The 26,793-nt window shown below is 47.5% G+C and carries 18 protein-coding genes; 11 read left to right on the plus strand and 7 right to left on the minus strand.

Annotation, left to right across the window (positions count from 1 at the left end; all coding sequences use genetic code 11):
* The first annotated feature begins 167 nt into the window (after positions 1-167).
* From DWW91_RS28190 to DWW91_RS22465, 5 genes are all read left to right on the plus strand, one after another.
* Positions 168-1,079, plus strand: coding sequence for a DUF4373 domain-containing protein (locus DWW91_RS28190; protein ID WP_233584552.1), 912 nt, complete (start codon positions 168-170; stop codon positions 1,077-1,079).
* Positions 1,076-1,774: a hypothetical protein gene (locus tag DWW91_RS22450; RefSeq protein WP_122328955.1), complete on the plus strand. Its 699-nt coding sequence runs from the start codon at positions 1,076-1,078 to the stop codon at positions 1,772-1,774. The genes DWW91_RS28190 and DWW91_RS22450 overlap by 4 nt, the downstream gene beginning before the upstream one ends.
* A 154-nt stretch (positions 1,775-1,928) precedes the next feature.
* Positions 1,929-3,335 (plus strand): efflux transporter outer membrane subunit, encoded by a 1,407-nt coding sequence (locus DWW91_RS22455; protein WP_122328956.1) that lies wholly within the window; start codon positions 1,929-1,931, stop codon positions 3,333-3,335.
* Positions 3,336-3,368: 33 nt separating this feature from the next.
* Positions 3,369-4,484: an efflux RND transporter periplasmic adaptor subunit gene (locus tag DWW91_RS22460; RefSeq protein ID WP_122328957.1), complete on the plus strand. Its 1,116-nt coding sequence runs from the start codon at positions 3,369-3,371 to the stop codon at positions 4,482-4,484.
* 7 nt (positions 4,485-4,491) lie between these two features.
* Positions 4,492-7,626 (plus strand): efflux RND transporter permease subunit, encoded by a 3,135-nt coding sequence (locus DWW91_RS22465; RefSeq protein WP_122328958.1) that lies wholly within the window; start codon positions 4,492-4,494, stop codon positions 7,624-7,626.
* Between the two features lie 99 nt (positions 7,627-7,725).
* On the opposite strand, the gene DWW91_RS22470 is transcribed toward DWW91_RS22465, so the two are convergent.
* Entirely contained in the window at positions 7,726-11,655 is a 3,930-nt protein-coding gene (locus DWW91_RS22470) for a helix-turn-helix domain-containing protein (protein WP_122328959.1), read from the minus strand.
* A gap of 328 nt (positions 11,656-11,983) precedes the next feature.
* Between DWW91_RS22470 and DWW91_RS22475 the strand changes: the two genes are divergently transcribed.
* Positions 11,984-13,450, plus strand: a complete 1,467-nt coding sequence (locus DWW91_RS22475; protein ID WP_048317924.1) for a catalase — start codon at positions 11,984-11,986, stop codon at positions 13,448-13,450.
* Positions 13,451-13,509: 59 nt separating this feature from the next.
* Here the strand turns inward: DWW91_RS22475 and DWW91_RS22480 are convergent, their stop codons facing one another.
* The 6 genes from DWW91_RS22480 to DWW91_RS22505 form a co-directional block, all read right to left on the minus strand.
* Positions 13,510-14,604 carry an MBL fold metallo-hydrolase gene (locus tag DWW91_RS22480; RefSeq protein WP_233584553.1) on the minus strand — a complete coding sequence of 365 codons (1,095 nt, stop codon included), beginning with the start codon at positions 14,602-14,604 and terminating at the stop codon, positions 13,510-13,512.
* A gap of 139 nt (positions 14,605-14,743) precedes the next feature.
* A complete protein-coding gene (locus DWW91_RS22485; protein WP_007657139.1) occupies positions 14,744-15,115 on the minus strand; it encodes a YbaN family protein in 372 nt (123 codons plus the stop codon).
* Between the two features lie 2 nt (positions 15,116-15,117).
* A complete protein-coding gene (fmt, locus tag DWW91_RS22490; RefSeq protein ID WP_010802935.1) occupies positions 15,118-16,092 on the minus strand; it encodes a methionyl-tRNA formyltransferase in 975 nt (324 codons plus the stop codon).
* A gap of 4 nt (positions 16,093-16,096) precedes the next feature.
* A complete protein-coding gene (locus DWW91_RS22495) occupies positions 16,097-17,881 on the minus strand; it encodes a chloride channel protein (protein ID WP_007657143.1) in 1,785 nt (594 codons plus the stop codon).
* Between the two features lies 1 nt (position 17,882).
* Positions 17,883-19,283 (minus strand): sugar transferase, encoded by a 1,401-nt coding sequence (locus tag DWW91_RS22500; protein ID WP_046147232.1) that lies wholly within the window; start codon positions 19,281-19,283, stop codon positions 17,883-17,885.
* A 2-nt stretch (positions 19,284-19,285) separates the two neighbouring features.
* Positions 19,286-19,846 carry an L-threonylcarbamoyladenylate synthase gene (locus DWW91_RS22505; RefSeq protein WP_010802933.1) on the minus strand — a complete coding sequence of 187 codons (561 nt, stop codon included), beginning with the start codon at positions 19,844-19,846 and terminating at the stop codon, positions 19,286-19,288.
* Between the two features lie 156 nt (positions 19,847-20,002).
* Between DWW91_RS22505 and DWW91_RS22510 the strand changes: the two genes are divergently transcribed.
* The 5 genes from DWW91_RS22510 (at position 20,003) to DWW91_RS22530 (ending at position 26,736) form a co-directional block, all read left to right on the plus strand.
* Positions 20,003-21,700, plus strand: a complete 1,698-nt coding sequence (locus tag DWW91_RS22510) for an AAA family ATPase (protein ID WP_122328960.1) — start codon at positions 20,003-20,005, stop codon at positions 21,698-21,700.
* Between the two features lie 60 nt (positions 21,701-21,760).
* A complete protein-coding gene (locus DWW91_RS22515; protein ID WP_122328961.1) occupies positions 21,761-23,032 on the plus strand; it encodes a site-specific integrase in 1,272 nt (423 codons plus the stop codon).
* Between the two features lie 598 nt (positions 23,033-23,630).
* Complete coding sequence (locus tag DWW91_RS22520; protein WP_122328962.1) at positions 23,631-24,200, plus strand: DUF3575 domain-containing protein; 570 nt, start codon at positions 23,631-23,633, stop codon at positions 24,198-24,200.
* A gap of 92 nt (positions 24,201-24,292) precedes the next feature.
* On the plus strand, positions 24,293-25,834 hold the full coding sequence (locus tag DWW91_RS22525) for a DUF3868 domain-containing protein (protein ID WP_233584554.1): 1,542 nt from the start codon (positions 24,293-24,295) through the stop codon (positions 25,832-25,834).
* A complete protein-coding gene (locus DWW91_RS22530; protein WP_122328963.1) occupies positions 25,831-26,736 on the plus strand; it encodes a FimB/Mfa2 family fimbrial subunit in 906 nt (301 codons plus the stop codon). The genes DWW91_RS22525 and DWW91_RS22530 overlap by 4 nt, the downstream gene beginning before the upstream one ends.
* Positions 26,737-26,793: the final 57 nt, after the last annotated feature.

The following is a 26,793-nucleotide window of genomic DNA, read 5'->3' on the forward strand; positions in this document are numbered from 1 at the left end:
CATATCCGCCCCGAAGGCTATCTGCGTGATATGGAGAAATATAATGAGGCGGCAGTCTCAGGCTGGTGCGTGATACGCGTACTGCCGGGAGAACTGCTGATGCTGAAAACGTTACGGCTGGTTATCCGTGCGGTACAAAATCATAATTGAAAAAGTTTATAATAATCATGGCTAGACCTATTAAAAAAGGACTGGATTATTTTCCGGTCGATACCGATATTTTTGAAAATATACAAGTACGTAAACTGAAAAGCCGCTATAAATCGTTTGGTTTCCTGGCTTACTTTACGCTCCTGTGCGACATTTACAAAAAAGAGGGGTATTTCCTGCAATTGTCGGATGATTATGTGTATGACCTTGCTGATCGTTTGGGAGATACGGAAGAAAAGATTCAGGAAATAATTGCTTATTGTTTGCAGCTTGGTTTGTTTAATCAACAAAAATATGACTGTTATCATGTATTAACGTCTAAAAGTATTCAGGAAAGATACATTTTAGTTGTAAAACGATGCAAAAATCCCATTTCCGAAGAGTTTAATTGCATTAACATCGTGGAAAATGATGTTAATGCATCAGAAACGGGGGTTTCTGTTACAGAAATGCGACAAAGAAAAGAAAAGGAAAGTAAAGAAAATATACAACAACAGCAACAACACGCGTGCGAGGAGCCGAAAGAAGAACCGCAGAATTTGGATGAAGAGCGTGAACAATGGAAAGATGCTTTGCTGGCAGACGAAGACTGGCAGGCCACCATCGTGCGTTATTCCGGAAAAGGCACAGCCGTCCTGCAATATGTGCGGGGAGCCATGGCCGTATTCGATGATTTCCTGCGCCTGAAATTCAGCCTGGATACGATCCGGACGAAAAAAGATTACAGCCAGAGTTTCATCGGCTGGTGGCGATACCACAATTTCAATCTGAAAACGGAAGAGCTTTCCGGCGGCGCGCAGCAGCATATTCCCAAAGTGATCTATTCATCCGGTCGGCCGGAACGTTCTTCGAAAGTAGAGGAATTGATGGAAACAGGGAAACGTGCGACGGAAATAGCCATGAAAATCTATAATTCGCAAGCCGTATGAGTTTGGAAATCAGACTGCAACATGCCATTGCCGACCGCCGCCTGATGACGTACCGGCCGGAGGAAATTCTTCCGGCGGTAAATCAAATATTATTCCATACCTATGTCTTGCTGGGTTTTTCGCCTCCTAATGACCGTGATCTGGGTATTTTGATTGCTAAACTGGCAGCCGACCTTCAGGAGTCATATCCGAGCCTGACCTTGCAGGAGGTCGCCCTTTGTTTTGAATTGGGGGCCAAAGGTGAATACGGGGATTTCATGGGATTGAACCTGCGCACGATTACCCGCTGGCTGAAATGTTATCAAACCAGCGATTTGCGATACCGGGCTGTTGTGGAGCGCGAGCAAGCGAAATCGCTGTCCGCCCTTCCGCCCGTCTCCGAGGCTTACAAGGAGGAGCGCGAACGGGTATTTCTGCGCCGGGTGTTTGAGCAATACCGGGCAGGCTGTCCGATCGAGCGGCTTTATCCGGCGCGGGTGTATCTCTCCCTGCAAACACGGGGAATTATCCGCGACAGTCCGGAGGCGAAACGGACTGCCATGCGGCAAGCGGCCGGTTACCGGCCTGCCGGGAATATGGTGATAGACGAAGAGATGCGGCTGGCGATGGTTAAGCAGCAGGCGATGGGGATTTTGTTGAAAAGATTTTTTGATAAAGCGATAGAGGCGGGTCGGGAGTTATTGAAAGCGGGGTGAACAGTAAATATATGCAAATCACTCTATAATGGCAGTGACAATGATGCCTGAGTTCAACAAGATAGCGTTCACTTTACTATCCTGTGAAAATTAGTCCTTTATTAAACCAAGAGTGACTTTTTTATGTTTATGTGTAGAATCTAAACAAAAAGTTATGCACATAAGTACATGGTGTTATACTATGCTTTGCCTTTTTCTGCCAATGACGCTGATGGCACAGGCAAAGCATAAGTACCTCGATCACGCATTGCCGGAAGCGTGGCAGGAGAATGACAGTAATTTCCAACAAACCCTACCCGTTGATGACAACTGGTGGAGGAATTTCAATGATCCGGTATTGGATTCCCTGATCGATGTGGCCGTGAAGCAGAACTATTCTGTGCAGATGGCTGCCGATCGTATCGCTATGGCGAAAGCCAACCTGCGCATACAACAGGGCAGTTATTCACCGACGCTGGGACTATCGGCGGGATGGAACCGGCAACAAAGCAGCGGCAACACCAGTAGTTTGCCGCAAACAATCACCCAATATGCCGATGCCTCGCTCTCCATGAGCTGGGAAGTCGACGTATTCGGCAGTATCCGTAACCGGGTGAAAGCGCAGAAAGAGAATTTCGCTGCCTCCAAAGAAGAATACAACGCCGTCATGGTATCGCTTTGTGCACAGGTCGCATCGGCCTACATCAACCTGCGTGAATTGCAGCAGGAGGTCGATGTAGTTACCCAAAACTGTCTGTCGCAACAGGCTGTAGTCGAAATCACCCAGAAAAGGTATGAAACCGGCCTGGTGTCGAAGCTGGATGTGGCACAGGCACAATCCGTATATTACAGTACCAAGGCCTCGCTCCCCATGCTGGAAGCAGGTATCATCCAGTACACGAACGCCCTGGCTGTGCTGATGGGACTGTATCCGCAAGACGTTAAAGGACTGATCGACCATCCGCGTCCCCTGCCCGATTACATCGAAACCGTCGGAGTAGGATTCCCCGCCAACCTGTTACTGCGTCGTCCGGATATCCGTTCTGCCGAACGCCAAGTCAACGCCCAGGCCGCGACATTGGGTGCATCCAAATCCGACTGGTGGCCGCAGGTTTTCGTCAAAGGTTCCATCGGATTCGCTTCTCACGACATCGATAAGATAGCCAACCATAACAGCCTGACATATGAAATCGCACCCGCCATCTCCTGGAATTTCTTCCAGGGAGGCAAACTGGCACAGGCAACCCGCCTGGCAAAAGCCCAGTTAGACGAAACAATCAGGCAGTTCAACGAAACCGTCCTCACCTCCGTACAGGAAGTCGATAACGCGATGAGTTCCTATAAAAACTCCATCAAACAAATCGTCGCCCTCCGCGAAGTAGTCAACCAGGGCCAGCAAACGCTCGATCTCTCACTCGACCTGTATAAACAGGGACTGACGCCGTTTCAGAATGTACTGGATGCGCAACGCTCGCTGCTGTCGTATGAGAATCAATTGACACAAGCCAAAGGCCAGTCGCTCGTCTATCTGATTCAGCTCTACCAGGCACTGGGCGGAGGCTGGGACGAAAACGGGTATTAAGAAAGGTAGTTTACCAAACTAAAAAACACAAATATGAAAACATCTGTCAGAATCGCCCTGATCGCCTTGTCGGTCCTTACGCTGGCATCGTGCAAAGGGAAAAAGCAACCGGCGGAAACAGCCGCCCCTTCCATCAGCGTGGCAACACCGGAAGTAAAAGATATTACGCTGACAAAAGACTATCCCGGTTATCTGAGTTCGGAATTGACCGTCAATCTGGTGGCCCGGGTAAACGGTTATCTCCGGACTTCCCACCTGGTGGCCGGCAGCAAAGTGAAGAAGGGAGAACTCATCTTCGTGATCGAGCCCGACACTTATCAGGATAATGTGACCCAGGCTGAGGCGGCACTCAAAACCTCCAAAGCGCAACTCGACTATGCCCGCAGCAATTACGAGCGGATGAAAGAAGCCGCCAAAAGCGGAGCCGTCAGCCAGATACAGGTATTGCAGGCCCAATCGACCGCACAGGAAATGGAAGCATCCGTCCGTAATTCGGAAGCCGAACTGAATACGGCACGCACCAACCTCAGCTACTGCTATATCCGTGCCCCGTTCGACGGACGAATCACCCGGGCCACTTACGACATCGGCAATTATATCAACGGGGCGGCGCAACCCGTCACGCTGGCTACCCTTTATAAAGATGACAAAATGTTCGTCAACTTCAATATAGAAGATAACCAGTTTATGAAAATGATGATTACCGCCGCCCAAAACGATTCGACCGTCAAACTGCCGGAAACAATCGCCGTACATCTGGGAGACAACGGACGGCAAAACTACACCGGACAGTTGGATTATTTCTCTCCCAATGTCGACCTGTCGACCGGAACACTGAATGTCCGTGCCAACCTGGATAACAAGGACGGCGAACTGAAAAGCGGATTATACGTCACCATCACCCTGCCCTACAGCGAAAAACGGGATGCCGTCCTGGTACGCGACGCCTCTATCGGCACCGACCAGCTGGGCAAATATCTTTATATCGTAAACGATTCCAATATCGTACGGTACCGTCATATAGAACCGGGACAGTTGGTAGACGATACCTTACGCCAGGTCGTCAGCGGACTTGAACCGAACGAACGTTACGTCACCACCGCTTTATTGAAAGTGCGTGACGGAATGAGTATTACCCCTATAAAATAAGAACGTCATGGTAAAATTCTTTATAAACAGACCCATCTTTGCCACCGTTCTTGCCCTGATTATCGTGGTTGCGGGATTGGTCACACTCAACGTATTACCCATCGCCCAATATCCGGATATCACGCCGCCTACCGTACAGGTTTCGGCCGTTTATCCGGGAGCCGATGCGCAGACGGTTGCACAAACTGTCGGACTGCCGATCGAGCAACAGGTGAACGGTGTGGACGGAATGCTTTATATGAGCTCCAACTCCTCCAGTTCGGGCGCTTACTCACTGACCATCACTTTTGCTGTCGGTACGGACATCGACATGGCAACCGTCATGGTACAGAACCGTGTCAGCATTGCACAAAGCAGTCTGCCGGAAGCAGTAATCGTACAAGGAATCACGACTAAAAAGCAATCATCCAACATCGTGATGATGCTTTCCCTCACCTCCAGGGATTCTCTTTACGACGGACTTTATCTGAGCAACTATGCCAGCCTGAACCTGACCGACCAGCTGGCCCGTCTGCCGGGAGTCGGTTCGGTAAGTGTCATGGGAGCCGGCAACTACAGTATGCGTATCTGGCTCGACCCCGAAGTCATGCGCATCCGCAACCTGACGCCGGACATGGTTTTCCAGGCTATCTCCACACAGAACAGGCAGGTTTCTGCCGGTTATGTAGGGCAGCCAATTGCAGAGGCGAACAATCCTTATCAATACACCCTGACCGTAAAAGGCCGGCTGACTACGCCGGAGGAATTTGGCAATATCATCCTGCGGACAGAGCAAGGCGGTAAAATACTCCGGCTGAAAGATATTGCCCGTATCGAACTGGGCAGCTCCTCCTACAACGTGACTTCACGGTTACGGGGACAACAGGCTGCCGCCATTGCCATCTACCAGCTGCCCGGCTCCAACTCGCTGGAAGTATCCAAAGCCGTACGGGCAAAGATGGAAGAGATAGCCTCCACCCTTCCGCAAGGCGTCGAATACGGCGTTACCCTCGACACGACAGAAGTCATCAACGCTTCTATCGACGAAGTGTTGGTGACTTTCCTGGAAACAACAGCCCTGGTTGTCCTGGTTATTTTCCTTTTCCTCCAGAATTTCCGGGCGGTAATCATTCCCTGCCTCAGTATTCCTGTTTCATTGATAGGAACACTGGCTGTCATGGGGGCATTGGGATTCTCGGTCAACACATTAACGTTATTCGGATTGATCCTGGCGATTGCCATTGTGGTAGACGACGCAATCATTGTCGTCGAGAACTCGTCGCGATACATGGATACCGGGAAGTATACGGCACGCGAAGCGGTAACAAAAGCAATGAGCGAACTCGTCGGGCCAGTTATCGGTGTCGTATTGGTGCTGTTGGCGGTATTTATCCCGACCACTTTTATTGGCGGCATCTCCGGACAGCTTTACAAACAGTTTGCCCTGACGATTGCTGCCGCAACTGTCCTGAGCGGCATCAACTCATTGACATTGACACCGGCACTCTGCGCCCTGTTCCTGCGCGTCACTAACGACCCGAAGTTTGTCGTCTTCAAAGCCTTCAATAAGGTATACGACAAAACACAGAAGATCTACGATGATGTTGTCGACCGCATGTTGAAACATCAGCTGGTCACATTGATAATCTTCCTGATCGTTTCAGCTACGGCAGCCGTCATGTTCATGCGCTGGCCTTCGACCTTCATCCCGGAAGAAGACGACGGATATTTCATTATCTCCAGCCAGTTGCCGCCGGCCTCGAGCCTGCCACGCACCGAAGCCGTCAGCCAGAAAATCAACAAGATACTGGACACTTATCCGGAAGTCAAAACCTATATGGGAATAAACGGTTTCTCTGTGATGGGAGGCGGCGAACTGTCGAATACCGGTACCTATTTTGTCGTACTGAAGAACTGGAGCGAACGAAAAGGGAAAGGTCATACGGCACAAGATGTCGTCACCCGCTTCAACCGGGAAGCCTATGGCATCCAGGAAGCGCAAATCTTTGCTTTGGTTCCTCCCGCCATTCCCGGCCTGGGTGCTTCCGGCGGCCTGCAACTCCAACTGGAAGACCGCAAGAACCTGGGACCGACCGAAATGCAGCATGCCATACAGACATTGCTGGAAACATACCGTACCAAACCTCAACTTCTGAGTTTATCCAGTATGTATCAGGCGAATGTCCCCCAATACCGTCTGAATATCGACCGCGACAAGGTGCAGCTGCTGGGATTACAATTGAGCGATGTCTTCTCCACCCTCAGCTATTACATGGGAGCCGCCTATGTAAATGACTTTGTCGAGTTCGGGCGTATCTATCAGGTCAAGATTGAAGCCGGCGGACAGGCGCAGAAGGTCATCGATGATGTTATGCGGTTGAGTCTGGAAAACAGTTCCGGCAAGATGGTTCCTTTCTCCGCTTTTACAGAAGCGAAACAACAATTGGGATTGGACCAGATTAACCTGTATAATATGTATTCTTCTGCCTCCATCACTTGTATTGCCAATCCGAAATACAGTTCGGGAGAAGCCATACAGGCCATGGAAGAACTCATACAGGAACAGCTGGGCGACAATTTCGGTTACGAATGGACCTCCGTCGCCTATCAGGAGACCAAAGCCGGCTCGACCACGATGTTGATATTCGGTATGGCTTTACTGGTGGCCTTCCTGGTTCTTTCGGCACAATATGAAAGTTGGACAAGTCCGCTGGCAGCCATCATGGGATTGCCAATCGCCTTGCTGGGAGCCATTCTCGGTTGTTTCATTATGGGAGTGCCCGTCAGCGTCTATACGCAAATCGGGATTATCCTGTTGATAGCCCTCTCCGCAAAGAACGGTATCCTGATTGTCGAATTTGCCCGCGACTACCGTGCCGCCGGTAATCCGATACGCGAAGCGGCCCTCGAAGCCGGACACGTCCGCCTGCGTCCTATCCTGATGACTTCGTTCGCCTTTGTACTCGGAGTCATGCCGTTGTTGTTTGCCACCGGAGCAGGAGCAGCCAGCCGTGTATCATTGGGGGCAGCCGTTGTATTCGGTATGGCCATCAATACGATTTTTGCGACCGCCTTTATCCCCAGCTTCTACGAATGGATGCAAACCTTCCAGGAGAAATGGCTGGACAAAGCCTCTCCCAATAAAACTGCAACTAAAGCCTGATGCAGGTCTTTAGATTATAAAAAGAGGATGCGCCAAAAGGCTGTAACTTTTCGACGCATCCTCTTATCTATTCTGTTGCGGAATGATCACTCAATGTGATCAGAAAGTAATCCCACACATAGAACTGAGTACTTCCACATCCGATTTATAAATGGTATGTTCCCATCGCCGCCCGGCATTGTACTGGTCAAATTCCTTCAACGACAATTTATCTTCATTAAGGGTTCCGACCTGTTCGGGAGACAGGATCTCTGCATAGACGAACGTTCCTTTATCCGGTTCGAGTACAAGCGTATTACGGGGTTGAATGCTCATCGACTTTTCAAAATCATCCAATGCTATAATACGGAATCTTTTCTCCCCGTCTTTATCCGCGATCAGCAAAAGATAGTCTGTTTTATGGGCCGGAGACAAAAAGAGCAGTCCGTCTACCGAATCGATGAATGCCAGTGGAGTATTGGGTTGCGATATTCCTTTTTTCAGATTCGACAGGCCGACCTCGCCATTGGCGAAAACTGCAACCAGGATATCCTCTTTATCTTCCGGATTATACGAGAACAGGACTTTTCCCTCGCCTCCCCAAACACCTATTTTGGGACTGGGAGAACTGGCGATCTTTCCGTTGGCAAACAAAGAAACGAATAAGTACCCCGGCGTATATCCGTGGTCCGGTTTCTTTATCAGGGGGTTCGTTCGCAAACCGGATGTTTTGCACGCATACGCTTTGTTTTTAGCTTTTCCCTTCTCACTGTCTTTTTTTATCTCGCGCATTGGCGGAAGAACGGTCTCCTCTTTTACTTCTACTTCCGGCAGGAGAAAAATCTCCTGTTGCACATTATTGTCTTGTTGTACCTTAAAAATGTATTCTTTCCGTTCCTCGCTGAAGAATACCGGAAACTCAGGCTTCTTAGGTGTTGAATCCAGTTTCAGTGTACGCCTTTGTTTAACAAACTCGTCCACGTTGCACACCGCCTTTGCCATACTTGAACTGCCTGTTCGGGTATATACAACCCCTTTCACCTTCACCACTTCATTGATCGGCACCACCCTAAAGGCCAATACCATCCTCCCGTCTTCATATTCATAGATCCGGCAACGGATATTTTCCTGATACCGGTTCCGGTCTTCTTCTTTTTCTCCCAACTGGCAAATGATACTTCTGTTGACTTCACGAAGGTAGACATCACTGTCGTTACGGGCAAATTTCAAATCCTCTGCCAACCCGTTCAGATAGCCTTTGTCGTTGACGCCGATATAAAGCGTTCCTCCGTCTGTATTCATGAAAGAGGCTATGACACGGGCCAGGACGACACTCTGATCTTCGCCGGCATTTTTATTGGCATGAATAAAGGCCGATGTCTTAAATTCCTTCTCCATGCCTTCATGCCCGAAGTAGACCGGAACATATGTCTTCTTTTCTTTCCCGGGATCCTTAAAGCCCAGCAGCAAATTGATGCTTTTATAGATAACCTCCTGCAACTCCGTATCTTTCTCCCTCAGAAAACGAACAATACTGAAATAGCGGGCCAATTCCGAAACAAGCGGGTTCTTGTCCTGCATAAAAGAGTTCAAGAGCGAGAAAGAGTCTTTTTCATACAACGTCTGCATCACCCGTATCACCTGCCGGCACTGTTTCAGATTGCGGCCATAACGGTTTATATCCATGAGCTCCATCTTCTTCAGCAGATCGCGGAACTTTTGTATGTTCGCTTCCGAAAAACGGGTATGATAAGGCTCCGTCATCAGCACTTCTACATTATATATATAGTCGGCACAAAGTTGGTAATAACGAGCCAACGCCTGGTTGCCGGTGAAGTTACACAAGAGACTCAATATGTTATATACATTGAACCGTTCGGTAGAATCATCCAGTTCCAAAACCAGCGAATCCACGCAAAAGATCAGTTCGCGCACCAGTTCGATCGTTAATGCCGGGTTATCAGCAAGCGTGCTCTTCACCTCTTTTTCCACTACTTCTTTGCTTTCTTTCATATCGCAAGGAGTAATATTCACATTTTCCAGGCTCAGATCTTTCAGGGCGACGAAAAAAGGGTTATTCTCTTTCTTCTGATCGGTCAATAACACGGAATCGCCGTCTCCTTTATAAATCTCTTTTGTCAGAAATATAAAGAAATCGCGTATATTCTCCAACACGGACCGGTCGAAAGCCGCATGGTCAGGACGAGGCACATGCGACTGCACATTGATCGTATTTTTCAGTTTGTGGGAAAGGAGACCGACATATTCAACCTTAAAGATATCTCCGATCCGGTATTTTTTATGCGAGGTCAAAGCAGTCGTAGCCGTAGCTCCGGACGAAAGCAACCACCAGACTTTCCCGTCACGAACTTCGACTACCTTCCCCTGCAATGCTTTCCGCCGTACACATTCCGGATAAATAAATTCATTGAAATCCTGTATCAGGGATAAAAGAATTTCACCTTTCTCCACTTCTTTTATTTTAGCCTGAAACAATTGGTTGACAGAAAACAGATCGGAAAATCCGGGAATCATGCTATAACAGGAATTGATATAGGCAAAAGGCAAACGGGCTTTCATTCCCTGATAAGTTTTGTCGATTATTTCCGCATACATCGACATCGATTCTTTATTAATCGATAAAATACGAATATTTACCCGCTCGTCAGGCGAAGGATAGACAATCCCCGGAAATTCTTCTTCCGACTTCTTCGCAATAAACGCTTCTTCTTCAGGAAACATCTCGACAACCGGTTTGCTGCCCTGCAAAGAAAGAGGAAAATCTTCCGCCAGTTGCTTCCAGTACAACCTGTAATCTTTTATGGTCTTACAGGCATCGAACGAACAGACCGGTTTATCGAATAAGGCCACAAACAACCTGTTATTCAACACAGATACCCGGTCTTTGCGCCCTTTCCATAAAAGGGAAGCATGGGGCAAATGTGTACTGAGCGTAAAACCATCGTTATCGAGTGTCAGCGTATTCGATACATTGCTATACTGTTGCCACTTAAGTGCCTGCTCAAAAACAGGACAGGCAGCATCTTCAATTGGTATCGTAACGAGTTGTTCCAACATACGCCTTTCATCATAATCACACAAACTGTCCCAGCGGATTTTGCCATTCAGCCGATTCTCTCCGGTTAGCAGCGTATACGATTTATTTTTCAGTACACCGCCATAAACAGAAGGGATACGGGATAAATACCGGCAAATACGTGCAGCGATCACCGCCCGGTCAGAATCGGCAACATCTGCCTCTTTCGATACCAGGTAGAGGAAAGCATGTATTTGTATCGCATTCGTAATAACCGGATGGACAGTGTTCCATTCATCCATGTACCATACTTCGGCAGTCTTATCTTCCACCGCCTGCGCTTTTCTTTTTAACAGGCTGTATAACTCTGCAAGTTCGTTTTTCCCGATTCGCTTGCTTGCTATCAGTTCATTAATCAAACGGACAACCAACATCAAAGCATTCGTCAGAACATCCGTGTCATAGGATAAAAGATATAATATCTGCCGGATTTCTTTTTCTGCATGCCAAAGATTCCCGCTCGCTTTCAACCTGAACAGTATGCTCGCCAGCCGAGATTCGGTCCTTTTATCCAAAATGCATTTACATGCTTCTATTTTCCCTTGCAAATTATCCATCCGCCGAAAGATTTCCTCCCGCTTCTGCTCCACATCATCTTTATAGACAGACTGCAAGTAATCTGATCCTTCACTGATCCACTTAAAAATATCCAAAGCAAGAGTAAACGCTCCGATCGCATTTTTTCTGTCTTTCTGCAAACATTCTGCATGCAGTTCTTCGAAAGCAGCGATTGCCTCTATCCAGGAAACATCATTATTCCGATATAATAGCTGCGCTTTCCTTAATAAAAGATTCGATATATGGTAACTGGACGGACATCTGTTCTTTACAATCCCTATATCCAAAGAGGTGTGAGCTGATATATAATTTACAGTCTTCGTAAAATCAATACGGGTCGATCCTTCCAGTGAAAGATTGTTTTCATATAAAGTGTTTATAGTCAGATCAGTCATATGCGTTATTCTGTTTTTTTAGTTCATATTTTTATTCAAAGCCAACAATTAGGCAAACGCCTTGATTCCTGAAGGCTAAATATACTACAATAATCTGAAAAACCAAATGAGATTGATGATTAATACCAAATCTTTATCAGGCCGGACAACCGTTTGTTGTTTCTCCTGATAAATAACCCTTATCCACGTATCAAAATTACCTATTTGATTTCTGCTGAATAACATTTTACTTTTGTTCAATAATTAAAAACAAAAGCTGTGTCCGTTCGGTTACATTAATATTCAAGGGTAGAATGTCGTCGACTATATACAGATAAAAAATTCATCTATGGAGAACAAGAAACTCACAGCTGCCAACGGTCGTCCCGTAGCAGACAATCAGAACATCCAGACAGTAGGTCCGCGTGGACAAGTGTTGTTACAAGATCCGTGGTTTTTGGAGAAACTGGCCCATTTCGACCGCGAAGTTATTCCCGAAAGACGTATGCATGCCAAAGGCTCCGGAGCATTCGGTACTTTCACCGTCACACATGACATTACAAAGTACACAAAAGCAGCAATCTTCAGTGAAGTAGGCAAGCAGACCGAATGTTTCGTCCGCTTCTCCACTGTTGCCGGCGAACGCGGAGCGGCCGATGCCGAACGTGATATCCGCGGCTTTGCCATGAAGTTTTATACGGAAGAAGGTAACTGGGATTTAGTCGGAAACAATACTCCGGTATTTTTCCTGCGCGACCCGCTGAAGTTTCCCGACCTTAACCACGCCATCAAAAGAGATCCGAAAACGAACATGCGCAGTGCAAACAACAACTGGGATTTCTGGACGTTACTTCCTGAAGCATTGCATCAGGTTACCATCACAATGAGCTCACGTGGAATCCCTTACTCCTATCGTCACATGCATGGATTCGGTAGTCATACGTATAGCTTTATCAATGCAAAGAACGAACGTATCTGGGTGAAATTCCACCTGCGGACATTACAGGGAATCAAGAACCTGACAGACCAGGAAGCAGAAGCAATCATCGCCAAAGACCGCGAGTCGCATCAGCGTGATTTGTTTGAAAGCATTGAAAAGGGAGATTTCCCTAAATGGAAATTCCAGATTCAGTTGATGACGGAAGAGCAGGCAGACAACTATCGTATCAATCCGTTCGACCTGACAAAAGTATGGCCGCACGGTGACTTTCCACTGCAAGACGTGGGCATCCTCGAACTGAACCGTAATCCGGAAAACTATTTCGCCGATGTGGAACAAGCCGCATTCAACCCGATAAATACAGTAGAAGGTATCGGCTTCTCTCCCGACAAGATGCTTCAGGGACGCCTTTTCTCTTACGGCGATGCACAACGCTATCGTCTGGGAGTCAACTCCGAACAAATACCGGTAAACAAACCCCGCTGTCCTTTCCATGCTTATCACCGCGATGGAGCTATGCGTGTAGACGGAAACTATGGTGCCGCAAAAGGATACGAACCGAACAGCTATGGCGAATGGCAGGACTCTCCCGAAAAGAAAGAACCGCCTTTGAAAGCGAACGGCGACATCTATAATTATAACGAACGCGAATACGATGACGATTATTACAGCCAGCCGGGTGCTTTATTCCGCCTGATGCCGCCCGACGAACAGCAGGTGTTATTCGAAAACACCGCCCGCCAGATCGGTGGTGCCGAACTGTTCATCCAGCAACGTCACGTACGCAACTGTTACAAAGCCGATCCAGCTTATGGCAAAGGCGTTGCCGATGCGTTAGGCATCAGTCTGGAAGATGCATTGAAAGAAACAAGATAATTACTTGCTAAGGGGTTCCAGTTTCCTGCCTGGGAAACTGGAGTTCCCTCCGCAGGAAATTACCGGACCTCCAACTCTACTACCTCGCCGATCTCCGGAGCAATCAGGTCCAGTGAGTTTCGGGTAGCTGCTTCAAGTTCATTCTTCAACGGTTCGTCCCAGGGATGACGGGCAAGTGCGTATTTGGAATGATGGACAGTGACGAGCCTTTTCGCTTTCAGATCGCGGGCAGCCTCACCCAGGGCAGTCGGCATCAGATGGATATGTTGCCAATCTTCGTTATATTGTCCGTTTTCCAGAATAGCCAGATCAATGTGCGGATATTGGCGGCCGATTTCTTCAAAATGCGTGTCGTAACCGCCGTCACCTCCTATATAGACCTTACGTGAAGGAGTTTCAAGCAGGAAAGAAGCCCAAAGAGTTTGGTTGGGAGTCAGTCCGCGTCCTGAGAAATGACGGGCAGGCAGGCAATGAACGGTAAAACCATTGTCCAGCAAGGCGTCTTCCTTCCAATCCAGTTCCACCAGATTCTCTTTGTCATATCCCCAACGCTCGAAATGCTCACCTACGCCTAAAGGACAGATAACTTTCCGTACCCGTTCTTTCAACTGCACCACTGTCTGATAATCCAAATGATCCCAGTGGTCGTGGCTAATAACCAGGTAGTCAATCTCCGGCATATCCTCCGGTTTATAAATATCCGTGCCTTTAAACGGCTTGTTGACAAAAGATACGGGCGAAGCCATACAGAAAACCGGGTCGACCAGCACACGCTTTCCCGATAACTGGAGCAGATAAGAAGAGTGACCGAACCAGACCATCCAGTCAGAGTCTTCCGGCAAGGTTTTCAGGTCGGTCTTAATTGCCTGCACAGGTTTATCGGGATAAAGTCTTTCCGGTTTTGAAAACAGGAACTTCCACATAGCCCGTAAGCGCCCACCTTCCGAAGTCACCACTTCCGTGAGACGGTGATTTTGGAATGCCCCATCCCTGTACTGGGGCGAACGTTTGATTTTTTCCAGCCGTTCGCCTTTGGGCAGACGTCCGAAACTCGGCTGGTTAACAAATGCAATACCAGCCACTCCCAATACGATCAGTATACCTATAATTATTCCTGCTACCATACGCCACTTACTCTTTTTTATTAAGTTCATAAACCGAGTTCTTTGTTTTTATTGATGATACAAAAATAGAACAATCCGGCGAGGTCGCTGGTAGACGAATTACAGATATAATTACCATTATTACAGTATCTATCCGTTACTCGCCTAATTATATACGGCTAAAGAAATTTTACTTTTTTGTAGGAAACGAAAGAATATGCCAGGTCACCCCGATACTTATCAGGATCAGCAAGATTTTCACCCAAAGATATTCAATAAGGAAAAGAGAAGTAAGAATGGCAGACAGCCACATCACCGCCACCGAGATAATCTTTGAACGTAACGGGATTGCTTTGTCTACCAGATAATTCCGGATATACGGTCCGAAATAACGGTTATCCATCGCCCGGTTATATAACTTTTCGGAACTACGGATATAAAACCAGCAGGTAAGTAACCAGAAAGGAGTAGTCGGGAGCAACGGAACAAATATGCCGATTGCTCCCAATATCAGGAAGAAAGAACCCAGTGTTATATAGATAATGCGCCTGGTTTCCTTCATTATTATTCTACTGTATAATCACCGATTTGTTTGAAACCGTTGAGGAAATCTTTTATTTCCATCCGTTTCTTTCCGGCCAGCTGCAATGTCAGGAGACGAATATAACCGTCTTCAACAGCCACATCGACATAACTCTTTGCATCCGTACAGATAGTGCCGGTTGCCAGGTCATGCGAAGCCGGACGCTTTTCCGTTTTATACACTTTCAACGCCATGCGGCTTCCGTCCGGAGCAACCAACTCCGTCCATGCAGCAGGATAAGGAGAGAGTCCGCGAACAAAATCATATATCTTCTTCAACGGTTGATTCCAGTTTATCCGGCAGGTTTCCTTAAATATTTTCGGAGCCGGGCGAAGTTCTGCCGGGTCTTTAAAAAACTCTTCCTGGGGAACGGCATCCACTTTTCCTTCCAGCAGCAAGTCCACCGTTTCCGTCACCAGGCCGGCGCCCATAGTCATCAGGGCATCGTGTACGATTCCGACATCATCCGTATCGGCTATCGGCAAATGTTTCTGACGGATAATCTTGCCGGTATCTATTTCATGTGTCAGGAAAAAGGTGGTCGCACCCGTTTCTGTATCGCCATTAATCACCGCCCAGTTGATGGGAGCCGCCCCGCGGTACTGCGGCAGCAAAGACGCATGAAGATTGAATGTTCCGAAACGGGGCATATTCCAGACAACCTCCGGCAGCATGCGGAAGGCGACCACAATCTGCAAATCAGCCTCCAAAGCACGTAACTCTGCGAGGAATGCCTCATCTTTCAACTTCTCCGGCTGCAAGACAGGAAGGTTCTGCGACACGGCATATTCCTTCACCGGGCTTGCCTGCAAGACACTTCCGTGACGTCCGACCGGTTTGTCCGGCATCGTAATTACTCCTACTACATTATATCCGCCTTCGACCAAGGCTTTCAGGCTCTCCACCGCAAAATCGGGGGTGCCCATATATACAATCCGTAACTCTTTTTTTTCCATCTTTTTAATCTCCTGAAAAGTTTTCTACCAATACTTCGCGGTATGAATTAAATATCTTTGATTTCGACATAAAGCCGACATAACGTCCTTCTTCATCCACTACGGGAAGGTTCCAGGCCTTTGTATCATCAAAAATACCCATGATTTGCTCCATCGGTGTCCCGATACATATCTTAGCCGGAGCCGACACCATGAACTTGGATACATGGAACCTGTTATATAACTCCGGACGGAACATAATGTTGCGGATATTATCCAGCAACACGATTCCCAGCAAAACGCCCTTTTCATCGACTACCGGGAACGAGTTACGTCCGCTCTTTGCTATCACTTTCACCATATCTCCCAGCGACATTTCCGGAGAAACGACCTGGAAGTCCTTTTCAATCACGCTATCCGTATTCAGCAAAGTCAGTACGGCGCGGTCTTTATGATGGGTCAGCAATTCGCCTTTCTGTGCCAGACGCATCGAATAGATACTGTGAGGCTCGAACATCAGAATCGTCAGGTACGAACTGATGGAAACAATCATCAACGGCAGGAAAAGGTCGTATCCACCGGTAAGTTCCGCAATCAGGAACACACCGGTAAGCGGTGCATGCATGACACCCGACATAATTCCCGCCATCCCCAGCAACGCAAAATTCTTCTCGGAAATATACATGGTGAAAGGGAAATAATTGGAAGCATGCGCAAAAAGGAAACCGGAAATACAGCCCAGATACAAGCTTGGTGCAAAGATACCACCGCATCCCCCGCCGGCATTGGTCGCACTCGAGGCAAACACTTTAGTCAGCAGAATCAGGAACAGGAATACCAGTATTCCCCAGTACGTATCATTCAAATCATAGAACAAACTCTTATCCATTATATGGGAGAACTGCCCGTTCAGCAGCGAGCCAATCGTGTCGTAACCTTCACCATACAACGGAGGGAAAAGGAAGATAAGCACACTCAGCATAACACCGCCGAGCAGGAACTTCTTCCAATACACCCCCAACTTGCGGTACATCCCTTCCACCCGGTTCATCACCCGCGTAAAATAAAGGGAAACCAATCCGCAGAAGACGCCCAGCAACAACACGTACGGGATACGTTCTATCTCGAACACTTCTGTCTGCGAGAATTTAAACATCGCTTCCGTCCCCGTAAAAATATAGGAAACCGTCGCCGCCGTCACCGATGAAATCAGCAAAGGCAACACCGACGTCATCGTCAGGTCGAGCAACAAGACCTCGATCACAAAAACCAACCCGGCAATCGGCGCCTTAAAGATACCGGCAATTGCACCTGCCGCACCGCAACCGACCAACAGCATCAACGTCTTCTGCTCCATCCGGAACAGGCGTCCGAGATTGGAACCGATGGCCGCTCCTGTCAGTACAATCGGGGCCTCCGCTCCTACCGAACCACCAAACCCGATCGTCACCGAACTGGCCACAATAGAAGTCCAGGTATTATGAGGCTTGATACGGCTTTTGCGCTGCGAAATAGCATAGAGGATTTTCGTTACCCCATGGCTGATATCGTCACGCACAATATACTTTACAAACAAACCTGCCAGCAAAATACCAATTACCGGATAAAGCAGGTACAGGTAATTCACCCCGCTCACATCAAAATTTCCGGTAAGCAAATGCTGAATTAGGTGTATCAACTGTTTTAGGATAATCGCAGACGCTGCCGTGCATATCCCGACCAGAAAACTGATTACCAGAATAAAATGCTTTTCTTTTATATGCTTGTCCCTCCACAACAGGAACCTGTAAAATAAACCTTCTTTTGCCATTTCAAATACCTTTACCTGTAAATACCGTTCTCACCGTATAAATCAAAATTGTTATATCCAGCACTAACGACATATTTTCATAATATAATATATCATACTTTAAACGCTCTATCATCTTATCGACATCATTGGCATAACCGTATTTCACCATTCCCAATGAAGTAATACCCGGTCTCACATTATGTAACAAATAATAAAAAGGAGCTTTTTTCACAATCTGGTCGATAAAATACTTCCGTTCCGGCCGTGGACCGACGATTGACATATCGCCTTTCAGTACATTCCAGAACTGCGGAAACTCGTCCAGCCGGTATTTCCTCAATATATGGCCGAACGGAGTAATCCGTTTATCCTTCTCCGATGAAAGCAGAGGACCGTTATCTTCCGCATCCACATACATCGTCCGGAACTTATAGATATAAAAAGGTTTCCCCATATATCCAATCCGTTCCTGGCGGAAAAAGACCGGTCCCGGCGAATCTTTCTTCACCCGCCAGGCTATATAAAGGTACATCGGCGAGAGTATCAGCAAGACCAGTACAGAGACCACCTTATCCATCACAAACTTTATATTCTTTTCCACCGCCGACAGGTTATTCTCCGTCACATTTACCAGCGGAATCCCACGGATTGTCTTTATCTTCACCTGCGACAACATGCTCAACTTATCCGCCAGCACCTTGATCGGCAGTTTATAATGATAAAGCGAATACAAAATCGTCAACAGTTTTTTGTTGTCCTCCGTTTCGGCAGCCAGTACCAGTTCATCAATTTTCTTATCTGCCACAACCGAAGCCAATCCGGATAAAGTTCCGGCAACCAGCTCTTTCTCCACTTCCACCGGAGTCGCATCGTCTTCGGGAATAAAACCTGAAATATGGTATCCCATCCGGTACAAATCACCCGCAATGCGGACCGCTTTCTTCCCGGCACCGATAATAAGTACGTTCATTGCCAACTCCCGGCTCTTAATCTTCCGCAAACCGCTCTGTGTAATTGCCAGGCGGGGAATATACGTCAGAAAGAACTGCAATCCGAGAAGGACAAAGAACAACTCATAATAAATATGGAAAGAGCGAGGCAAATCATTCAGCACCACAACAAAGAATATAAATACCACTCCGATTAATGTCGTCACGAACGTAGAGAATAACTCCGTCAGCCTAGACTTACCGAATGGTTTGTTGTAGTAACCCGAAAAATAATATAAGATCAGCCAGAAGAACGGAACGAACAACTGTCCTTTCAGCACCTGCATATACCCCAGATAACTGGTAAAGGAAGTAGCGCCCTCATATACTGCCAATTCTTCATAGCGCAACCAGTTAAATAAAAACCAGGCTACGGCTGCCGATATAAAATCCGATAATATGTATTTTGCGGCCTCTCTGCTTCTTTTCATTATTATCTAATCACCTGAATAAGACCTCCGGCACCCAATTTAATGATGTTCGACGGTTGTGCCTTGCTCATATCATCCTGGCGGTAGGAAACGATGTAATCCACACCATTCTTTATCACCTCGGACACTTCAGAGAAATTGGCCGGAGACAATTCCCCGCTCACATTGGCAGAAGTAGAGACCAACGGTTTACGGAAACGCTCACATAACTTATGGGAAAATTCTTCATTAGTAATACGGATACCTACACTGCCATCGTCAGCCAGCAGATTCTTTGCCAGGTTCTTCGCATTCGAATAAATAATTGTCAGCGGCTTATCCGCTACTTCTATCAAATCCCAGGCAATATCCGGAATATCGTTCACGTACATATTTAATTTGGCAGAACTATCCATAAGAACCAGCATAGCCTTATTGTCTGCTCTTCTCTTTAACTCGTACACACGCTGTACGGCATCCTCGTTGGTCGCATCGCAACCGATCCCCCAGATAGTATCTGTCGGATAAAGGATTATCCCCCCTTCCTGCATCACTTCGCAGGCTTTTTTAATATCTTCCGTCATTGTTTTTTAGAATATTGTGACAAATATACAGGTTTATTTTCCAACTAACGATATATAGGGGAATAATTATATGTATAGTATACTATATACTTTGTATGCATAAATTCGTACATTTGCATCACAGAGAGTTGAACTCATCCTAAATACGGCTAGATTATGGAGACAAAAAAACGTATACCGATAGGTATCAGCGACTACAAAATGCTGATTGACGAGAATTACTATTATATTGACAAAACGGATTTTATCCGCCAGTTAGTAGAAGAAGGTAGTCTGATTACAATGCTCCCACGCCCACGCCGTTTTGGTAAGACACTCAATCTCTCCATGCTCCGGTATTTCTTCGAACGGACAGAAGGGAATATATACAGGCATCTCTTTAACGGAAAAAAGATCGAACAATGGAAAGATTTTGATCGTTATCAAGGTAAATACCCTGTTATCACATTGACACTGAAAGACTGCAAGGCCGAAACATTTGAAGGAGCACTGGAACGGATAGCCGAGGAAGTACAACAGGAATACATCAGGCATAGATATTTACCGGACAATCCTGATATGGAGAAATCCTATCGCTCCACCTTCGAAATTATTCGTGCCGGCAATCCGACGCAAGTCCAGTTGGAAAGTTCTCTCGGCCTATTGACAGATCTTCTCACAACTCACTGGGGTATTCCGCCTCTGGTATTGCTCGACGAATATGATACGCCAATACATACGGCATTCGATAAAGGATATTACGACACCATGATCGGCTTTATGCGTAACTTTATGTCGAAAGTATTCAAAGACAATACGGATATTTTCAGAGGAGTCATTACCGGCATATTGCGGGTGAGCAAAGAATCCATATTCAGCGGCCTCAACAATATAGCTGTAGACACCATACTCGATAAAAAAATGTGTTCGGCCTTTGGCTTTACTCAGGAAGAAACCGACCAGATGCTGGATGACTACGAGTTATCTTCACATAAGGAAGAAGTACGCCAATGGTACAACGGATATCTTTTAGGCAATCAGGTAATATACAATCCCTGGTCTGTATTAAATTATACTGATAGTAAAGGAAAACTGATCCCTTACTGGGTCAACACCGGTTCTGATGTACTATTACGTCACCTTGTTGCAAATGGTCCTTCTGTGATTCGTCACGGAATTGAGGCGCTGATACAGGGTGAATCAGTTTACAGTACAATAAACGATAAGCTGGCTTTCCCCGATTTACTGGCAAGTCCGGTCAATATCTGGTCATTCATGCTGTTCAGCGGATACCTGAAAGCATCCGAACCAGTCTTACAAAACAACAACCTGATCCGATATACGCTCCAGGTTCCGAATCGGGAAATATCGACCGTATTCTATACGATCATTCAGAACTGGATAAATAACGGTCCGGTCAAGAACGACCGCCTTGAAACAATGTTGCAAGCTCTTGACGAAAATAATATGCCGATCTTCCAGCGACTCCTTAACGACTTTGTAGTCAACACACTGTCCTATTACGACACATCCGGACGTGACCCGGAGAAAGTCTATCAAGCGTTCCTACTCGGAATGCTAGTCAGCAACGGAGCCTACGAAATAAGCAGTAACCGGGAAGCAGGTCTTGGCAGATACGACATTTTGATGCGTCCCCGTGACCTCAGTAAACGGGGCATCATTATGGAACTGAAATTATTCGACCCACTGTATGATGAATCCGTTGAAGAAACACTCTCATCCGCCCTGCGGCAGATAGAAGACAAGCAGTACACTGCCAGCCTCCATGCTGTCGGTATCACAAATGTGCTGGAAATGGCGATCACTTTCGATGGGAAACGAGTTTGGATTAAAACCAAAGAACAGCCTTTGTAAATTTCAAATAAGCATATCTCTCTTACATTTGTTATATATTACATTTATAAGAGATGATTTATGACCTACACATCAATTAAAATCAAACGGCGGAAAACGACGTTGAGGGGAAAGCCGGTATCGCTTTTCGTTCAGTTGATCTGTCACCGCCAGACAAGACGCATTCCGTTGGATATACGGATTTGCGAAGAAGAATGGAATCCCCACGAAGAAAAGTTGCAAATACCGGAAGATACCGGCTCTTCGCGAAACAGCTATCTGCTGAAGGGGAATGAAATGCTCCTGAAAGTCCGCCACAAAATCGGGCTACTCATCATGCAACTGGAAAAACAGGGTGACTACTCCGTTGATGACCTGCTGGTAGCTTACCAAGCACAAAACAGGCCACATACCCTTTCCGGGTATATCGAGTATCGGGCAAAAGAACTTACGGAACAGAAAAAAACAGCCTCCGCTCATCATTGTCGAAGCCTGCGTAACAGTTTCGCCCGTTTTCTCAGCCAGAAAAAAAAGATCGCGGAAAACTTCACGCTACAAGCTATCAACGAACAGATAATAATCGATTATGCCGGGTATCTGGAAGCATTGAAACTCGATCCCAACACCGTCTCTTTCTACCTCCGTGTGTTGCGCTCTATCCTGAACAGGGCGGCAGACGACGGACTGATCGAAAGACAGCCATCCCTTTTCCGCAAAGTAAATACCCGGATTGAGAAAACCGAGAAACGCGCCGTTGCCCCGCAGGTAATGCAAAAGATCATGCATCTGGACGACAAACAACTTAAGAACTCGGCAACCCTGCGGATGGCTGTAGACCTTTTCCTGTTTGCTTACTATGCACAAGGCATGGCATTCATCGATATCGCTTACCTGACAAAGAATAACATACGGGGTAAATACCTGGTCTACGTCAGAAGAAAAACCGGACAGACACTAAAGGTTAAGATATTACCGGTTATGCAAGCCATTATCGAGCGTTACCAGAATGAAAAATGGCCCTACCTGTTTCCTGTACTTAAAACACAGGATACCTCCTATAAAAAATACGAGAGTGCCCTCCGCCTGCAAAACCTGCGGCTCAAAACTATCGGAGAAATAGTCGGAACCAAGCTGTCCACCTATATTCCCCGGCATACTTGGGCCAGCATGGCGAAAACAAGAGGCATACCGGAAGAACTGATCTCCGAAGGTATGGGACACACTTCCTTGGAAACAACACACATTTACATGACATCATTGGATGATTCCAGAATGGACCGTGTTAATGAATTTGTGATTACGGGAAGAATTTCAAAAGGAAAGAAGTTTTGGAAAGATTCTGTCTCTTGGTAAGAGACGGAAAAGACTGTTTCCTTAATTGTTAAAACGTTGCAAATGTAATAACGTTTTTTTAAACCAGCAAAGAAAAAGGCTTATTAATCAACAATGAAGCCTTTACATTCGGCATATCGCCAAATGTTATAACACATTTTAAGGAAAGAACTACATGTTACAAACTTCTTCCCTATGTCCTTTATTTCCCTTTATCTAATCCTTCTACTTATCCTTACTATCTAATTATCAGATGTTTCACAATTGTTTTACAATTTTGGAGGCATTACAACGCTTACAATACCGCATCTTATTCGCCCCTTGCAGGGACCTTCACCGATGTATCAAATAACCTCCGGCTTCACCGGAGGCTATTCACAGTCGTCCCCTTCGGTGTCGCTCCGACATCAATGAAATTCGCAAACTACGCCTAAAAAGCACCTTGTTAAACCCTTTTTGTTTTACATGTTGTTTTACTAGGCTACTCCATTTCGAACGATACATACGGCATACGAATTATTTTTCAACACATAACAAATACCTCTTCTCCTCACTTCCGTCTCTTACCAAGAGACGGAAAGACAATTAAGAATATAGCGTGTATAAAAAGTCACCATTTATGTATAAACATTATTGTATTCCCGTATTCCTGTTTCTTCTGTCGTTATGCACATCGTCCCGACTTCACGGGCAGCAAACGGCACTGAAAACAAATCTGCTATTCCTGGCTACCACTACACCGAACGCCGGAGTGGAAATTGCCCTGAACGATCGTCTCACTCTCGACCTCTGGGGAGCCTACAATGCCTGGAAATTTCCCAACGACATGAAACTGAATTTATACCTCATACAACCGGAACTGCGCTACTGGCCCTGTCAAAAGTTTGAAGGACATTTCGTAGGAGTCCACGGTCATTACGGACATTTTAATATAGGACAGATCCCTTTTATCTCCGGTCTGAAAGAACACATACTTCGAGGCGACCTCTATGGCGGTGGGGTAACTTATGGTTATCACTGGGCCGTAGGCGACCGATGGGGATTCGAAGCTATGATCGGTGCCGGATATGTCCGGCTGGACTACACCAAATATCGTTGCGCCGAATGTGCCGAAGCCGTCGGACGCTACACCCGAAGTTACTTCGGGCCTACCCGCATAGGTTTCTCTGTCATCTATTTTCTACGCTAATATCTATCCGTTATGAAACAATATGCTTTACATTATATATATATGCCGCCCTGTTCCTGGTTGTAGCTACCGCCGCTACTCCTTCCGCCTGTATGGCACAGGGAATACGTATCATACCCCGTTCCATACAGGTACTGCGCGACAGCCTTCATCTGCATCTGCTAATGGATTTGAACCAGGTAAGTGTCGGCAGCAGCCTGGCAATCACCTTTACACCGGTACTCAGCCACAAGAAACAGCAACTTGATTTACCGGCTGTGGTCATCAGCGGTACACGCCGCGAACGAACCGACCGCCGCGAACGGTTCCTGGAACACAATACGGACGAAACGGCTTTTTATACCCGCCTGCACAACAACCGCCGGACAGATTCCCGGACGGTCGATTACCGCATATCCGTCCCTTTCGCATCCTGGATGCAGCATGCCTCACTCCTGCTCCGGCAGGAAAGCAAGGACTGCTGCGAACACTACCTGCTCGGCACCGACACACTGAAAAAAGACCTCGCATTGGCAATCCGGTCCGCTGGCGCATCTGTGGCACAAATCGCAGTTGCCGCACCGACAACCGGGAAGGCGACAATCAGGCCGGAACAACCGGCCATCCCCCGGAAGACAACTACCGTTACGACTGCTGCGAACGTTACGCCTACGACACCTGCCAGGGTTGTTGCAGCGGAACCGGCTTTCGCTGATATGGTTTCCTGGCTGACACCGATAGCTGCAAACAACGGCAAGAACCGGAGCCGTACCGCCACCCTCTATCTGGACTATCCGCTGGGAAAAGACGATATTTATCCCGATTACAAGAACAACCGCCACGAACTCGATAAGATAGGTAAGCTGGTGACACCCCTGCTCGACAGCAATTTTTCCGAGATCGACGAAATACGTATCTGCGGCTACGCCTCACCCGACGGAAATTACCGCGACAACGAAACACTCTCGGCTACACGTGCCGCACGTTTCTCCGAATATGTGCGCATTACCTATGGATTACCCCGCAGTCTTTTCAGCGTCAGTTCCGTTGCCGAAGACTGGGAAGGCCTGATCGACCTCCTGCAACAGACCAGTCCGCCCTATCGGGAGGCTGCTCTCGACATCATCCGCCGCTACGGCATCTTCAATGGACGCGAAAGGGAATTGATGAACCTGCAAGGCGGTATTCCTTATAAGACCATGCTGCGCGAACTCTTTCCCCGATTGCGCCGTATCGAGGTGACCGTCAGTTACCGCGTGCGAGCCGTCAGTTCCGACGAAGCCGCCGACCTGCTCTATACCCATGCCGACCTGCTCAGTCTCGAAGAAATATATGAAGTGGCGCGTTACTATCGGCCCGGCACCGACCAGTACCGCGAGATTTACGAGATAGCCGCCTACCACTTCCCCGACGACGTGGTGGCAAACATCAATGCCGCCTCCGCCGTGATGCTAACGGGCGACCTGATCTCGGCCTGGGAATATCTGCGCAAGGCAGAAGCCGATCCCCGCGCCTGGAACAATATAGGCGTACTGACCCTGATGGAAGGCAATCACGAAGGCGCCGCCGTCTGGTTTCGCAAGGCCGTCGGCCTCGAACCGCGCAAGGCACGGGCCAATCTCGAAATAGCTTTGGAAAGGAGCGAACAGCCATGAAAATAAAAGAAATACTAGCCGCCTGCTTATTACTGGCCGCCACCGGATGTACCTTCACGGACGAACCGCAGGTATGCCCTTACAGTACACGCATCGAATACTGGTATGCTGGCAATACCTTTGAAAACGCACTGCCCGCCTATGCGAACAGCCTCCGCCAGTACCTCTTCGACGAAGAGGGTAACCTGCTGGCTACCGACCAAATGCGAGGCGACAGCGTCACCTTCTGGAACGGCGAACTACCGGCCGGACGCTACACCGTCGTTGCCTGGGGAAACCTGGAAAACGAAGAAACAGTAACTGACAGCCGGATGCTCACCGCCAACGGAGGCACGCCGCCAGCCTACCGTGGAAACACCGACCGGCTCTATTACGGCTCCGCCACCTTCGAAACCGTCGACGGCGAAGTCTGCCGCCGGCGCATCTACCTCACCCAGGCGCATGCCCTGCTCAATATCACGGTGGAATGGCGCACCACCGTACTACCGTCCGAAACAGGGATTTTTCGGATGCGGCTGCGTGGGATACACGGATCGTACGGTTTTACACCCGCCTATGAAGAGATACTGATTCCGGACGAGGCGGTCTACACGTTACCGCAAACGCAATCTCCTTTTATCCAGCACGAAACAGTTGCAGCCATGAACTACGACGGCGAAGTTACAGGGCGTTTCGTCACCTTTCGATACACGCCCGACACCCACCAACTGTGGAGCCTCTGGCATAACGATAATATACTGGTACAGGAAATAGACCTCTATAAGTTTTTCAATAAACTGCCTGTCGACCTCAACCGCAGCCTCGAACAGGAGTTCGACCTGCTGATCACCGTCTACGACGACCGTATCGTGGTCAACCAGGTATCGGGCACCGACTGGGACGAAGGCGGTGCCATCGGATAAACAAAAAGTCAATCGAATCACAATATTAACGTGGCACAATGCCACACGAGTATTCAT

The organism is Parabacteroides sp. AF17-3 (genome assembly GCF_003635445.1).
Lineage (GTDB): Bacteria > Bacteroidota > Bacteroidia > Bacteroidales > Tannerellaceae > Parabacteroides > Parabacteroides goldsteinii.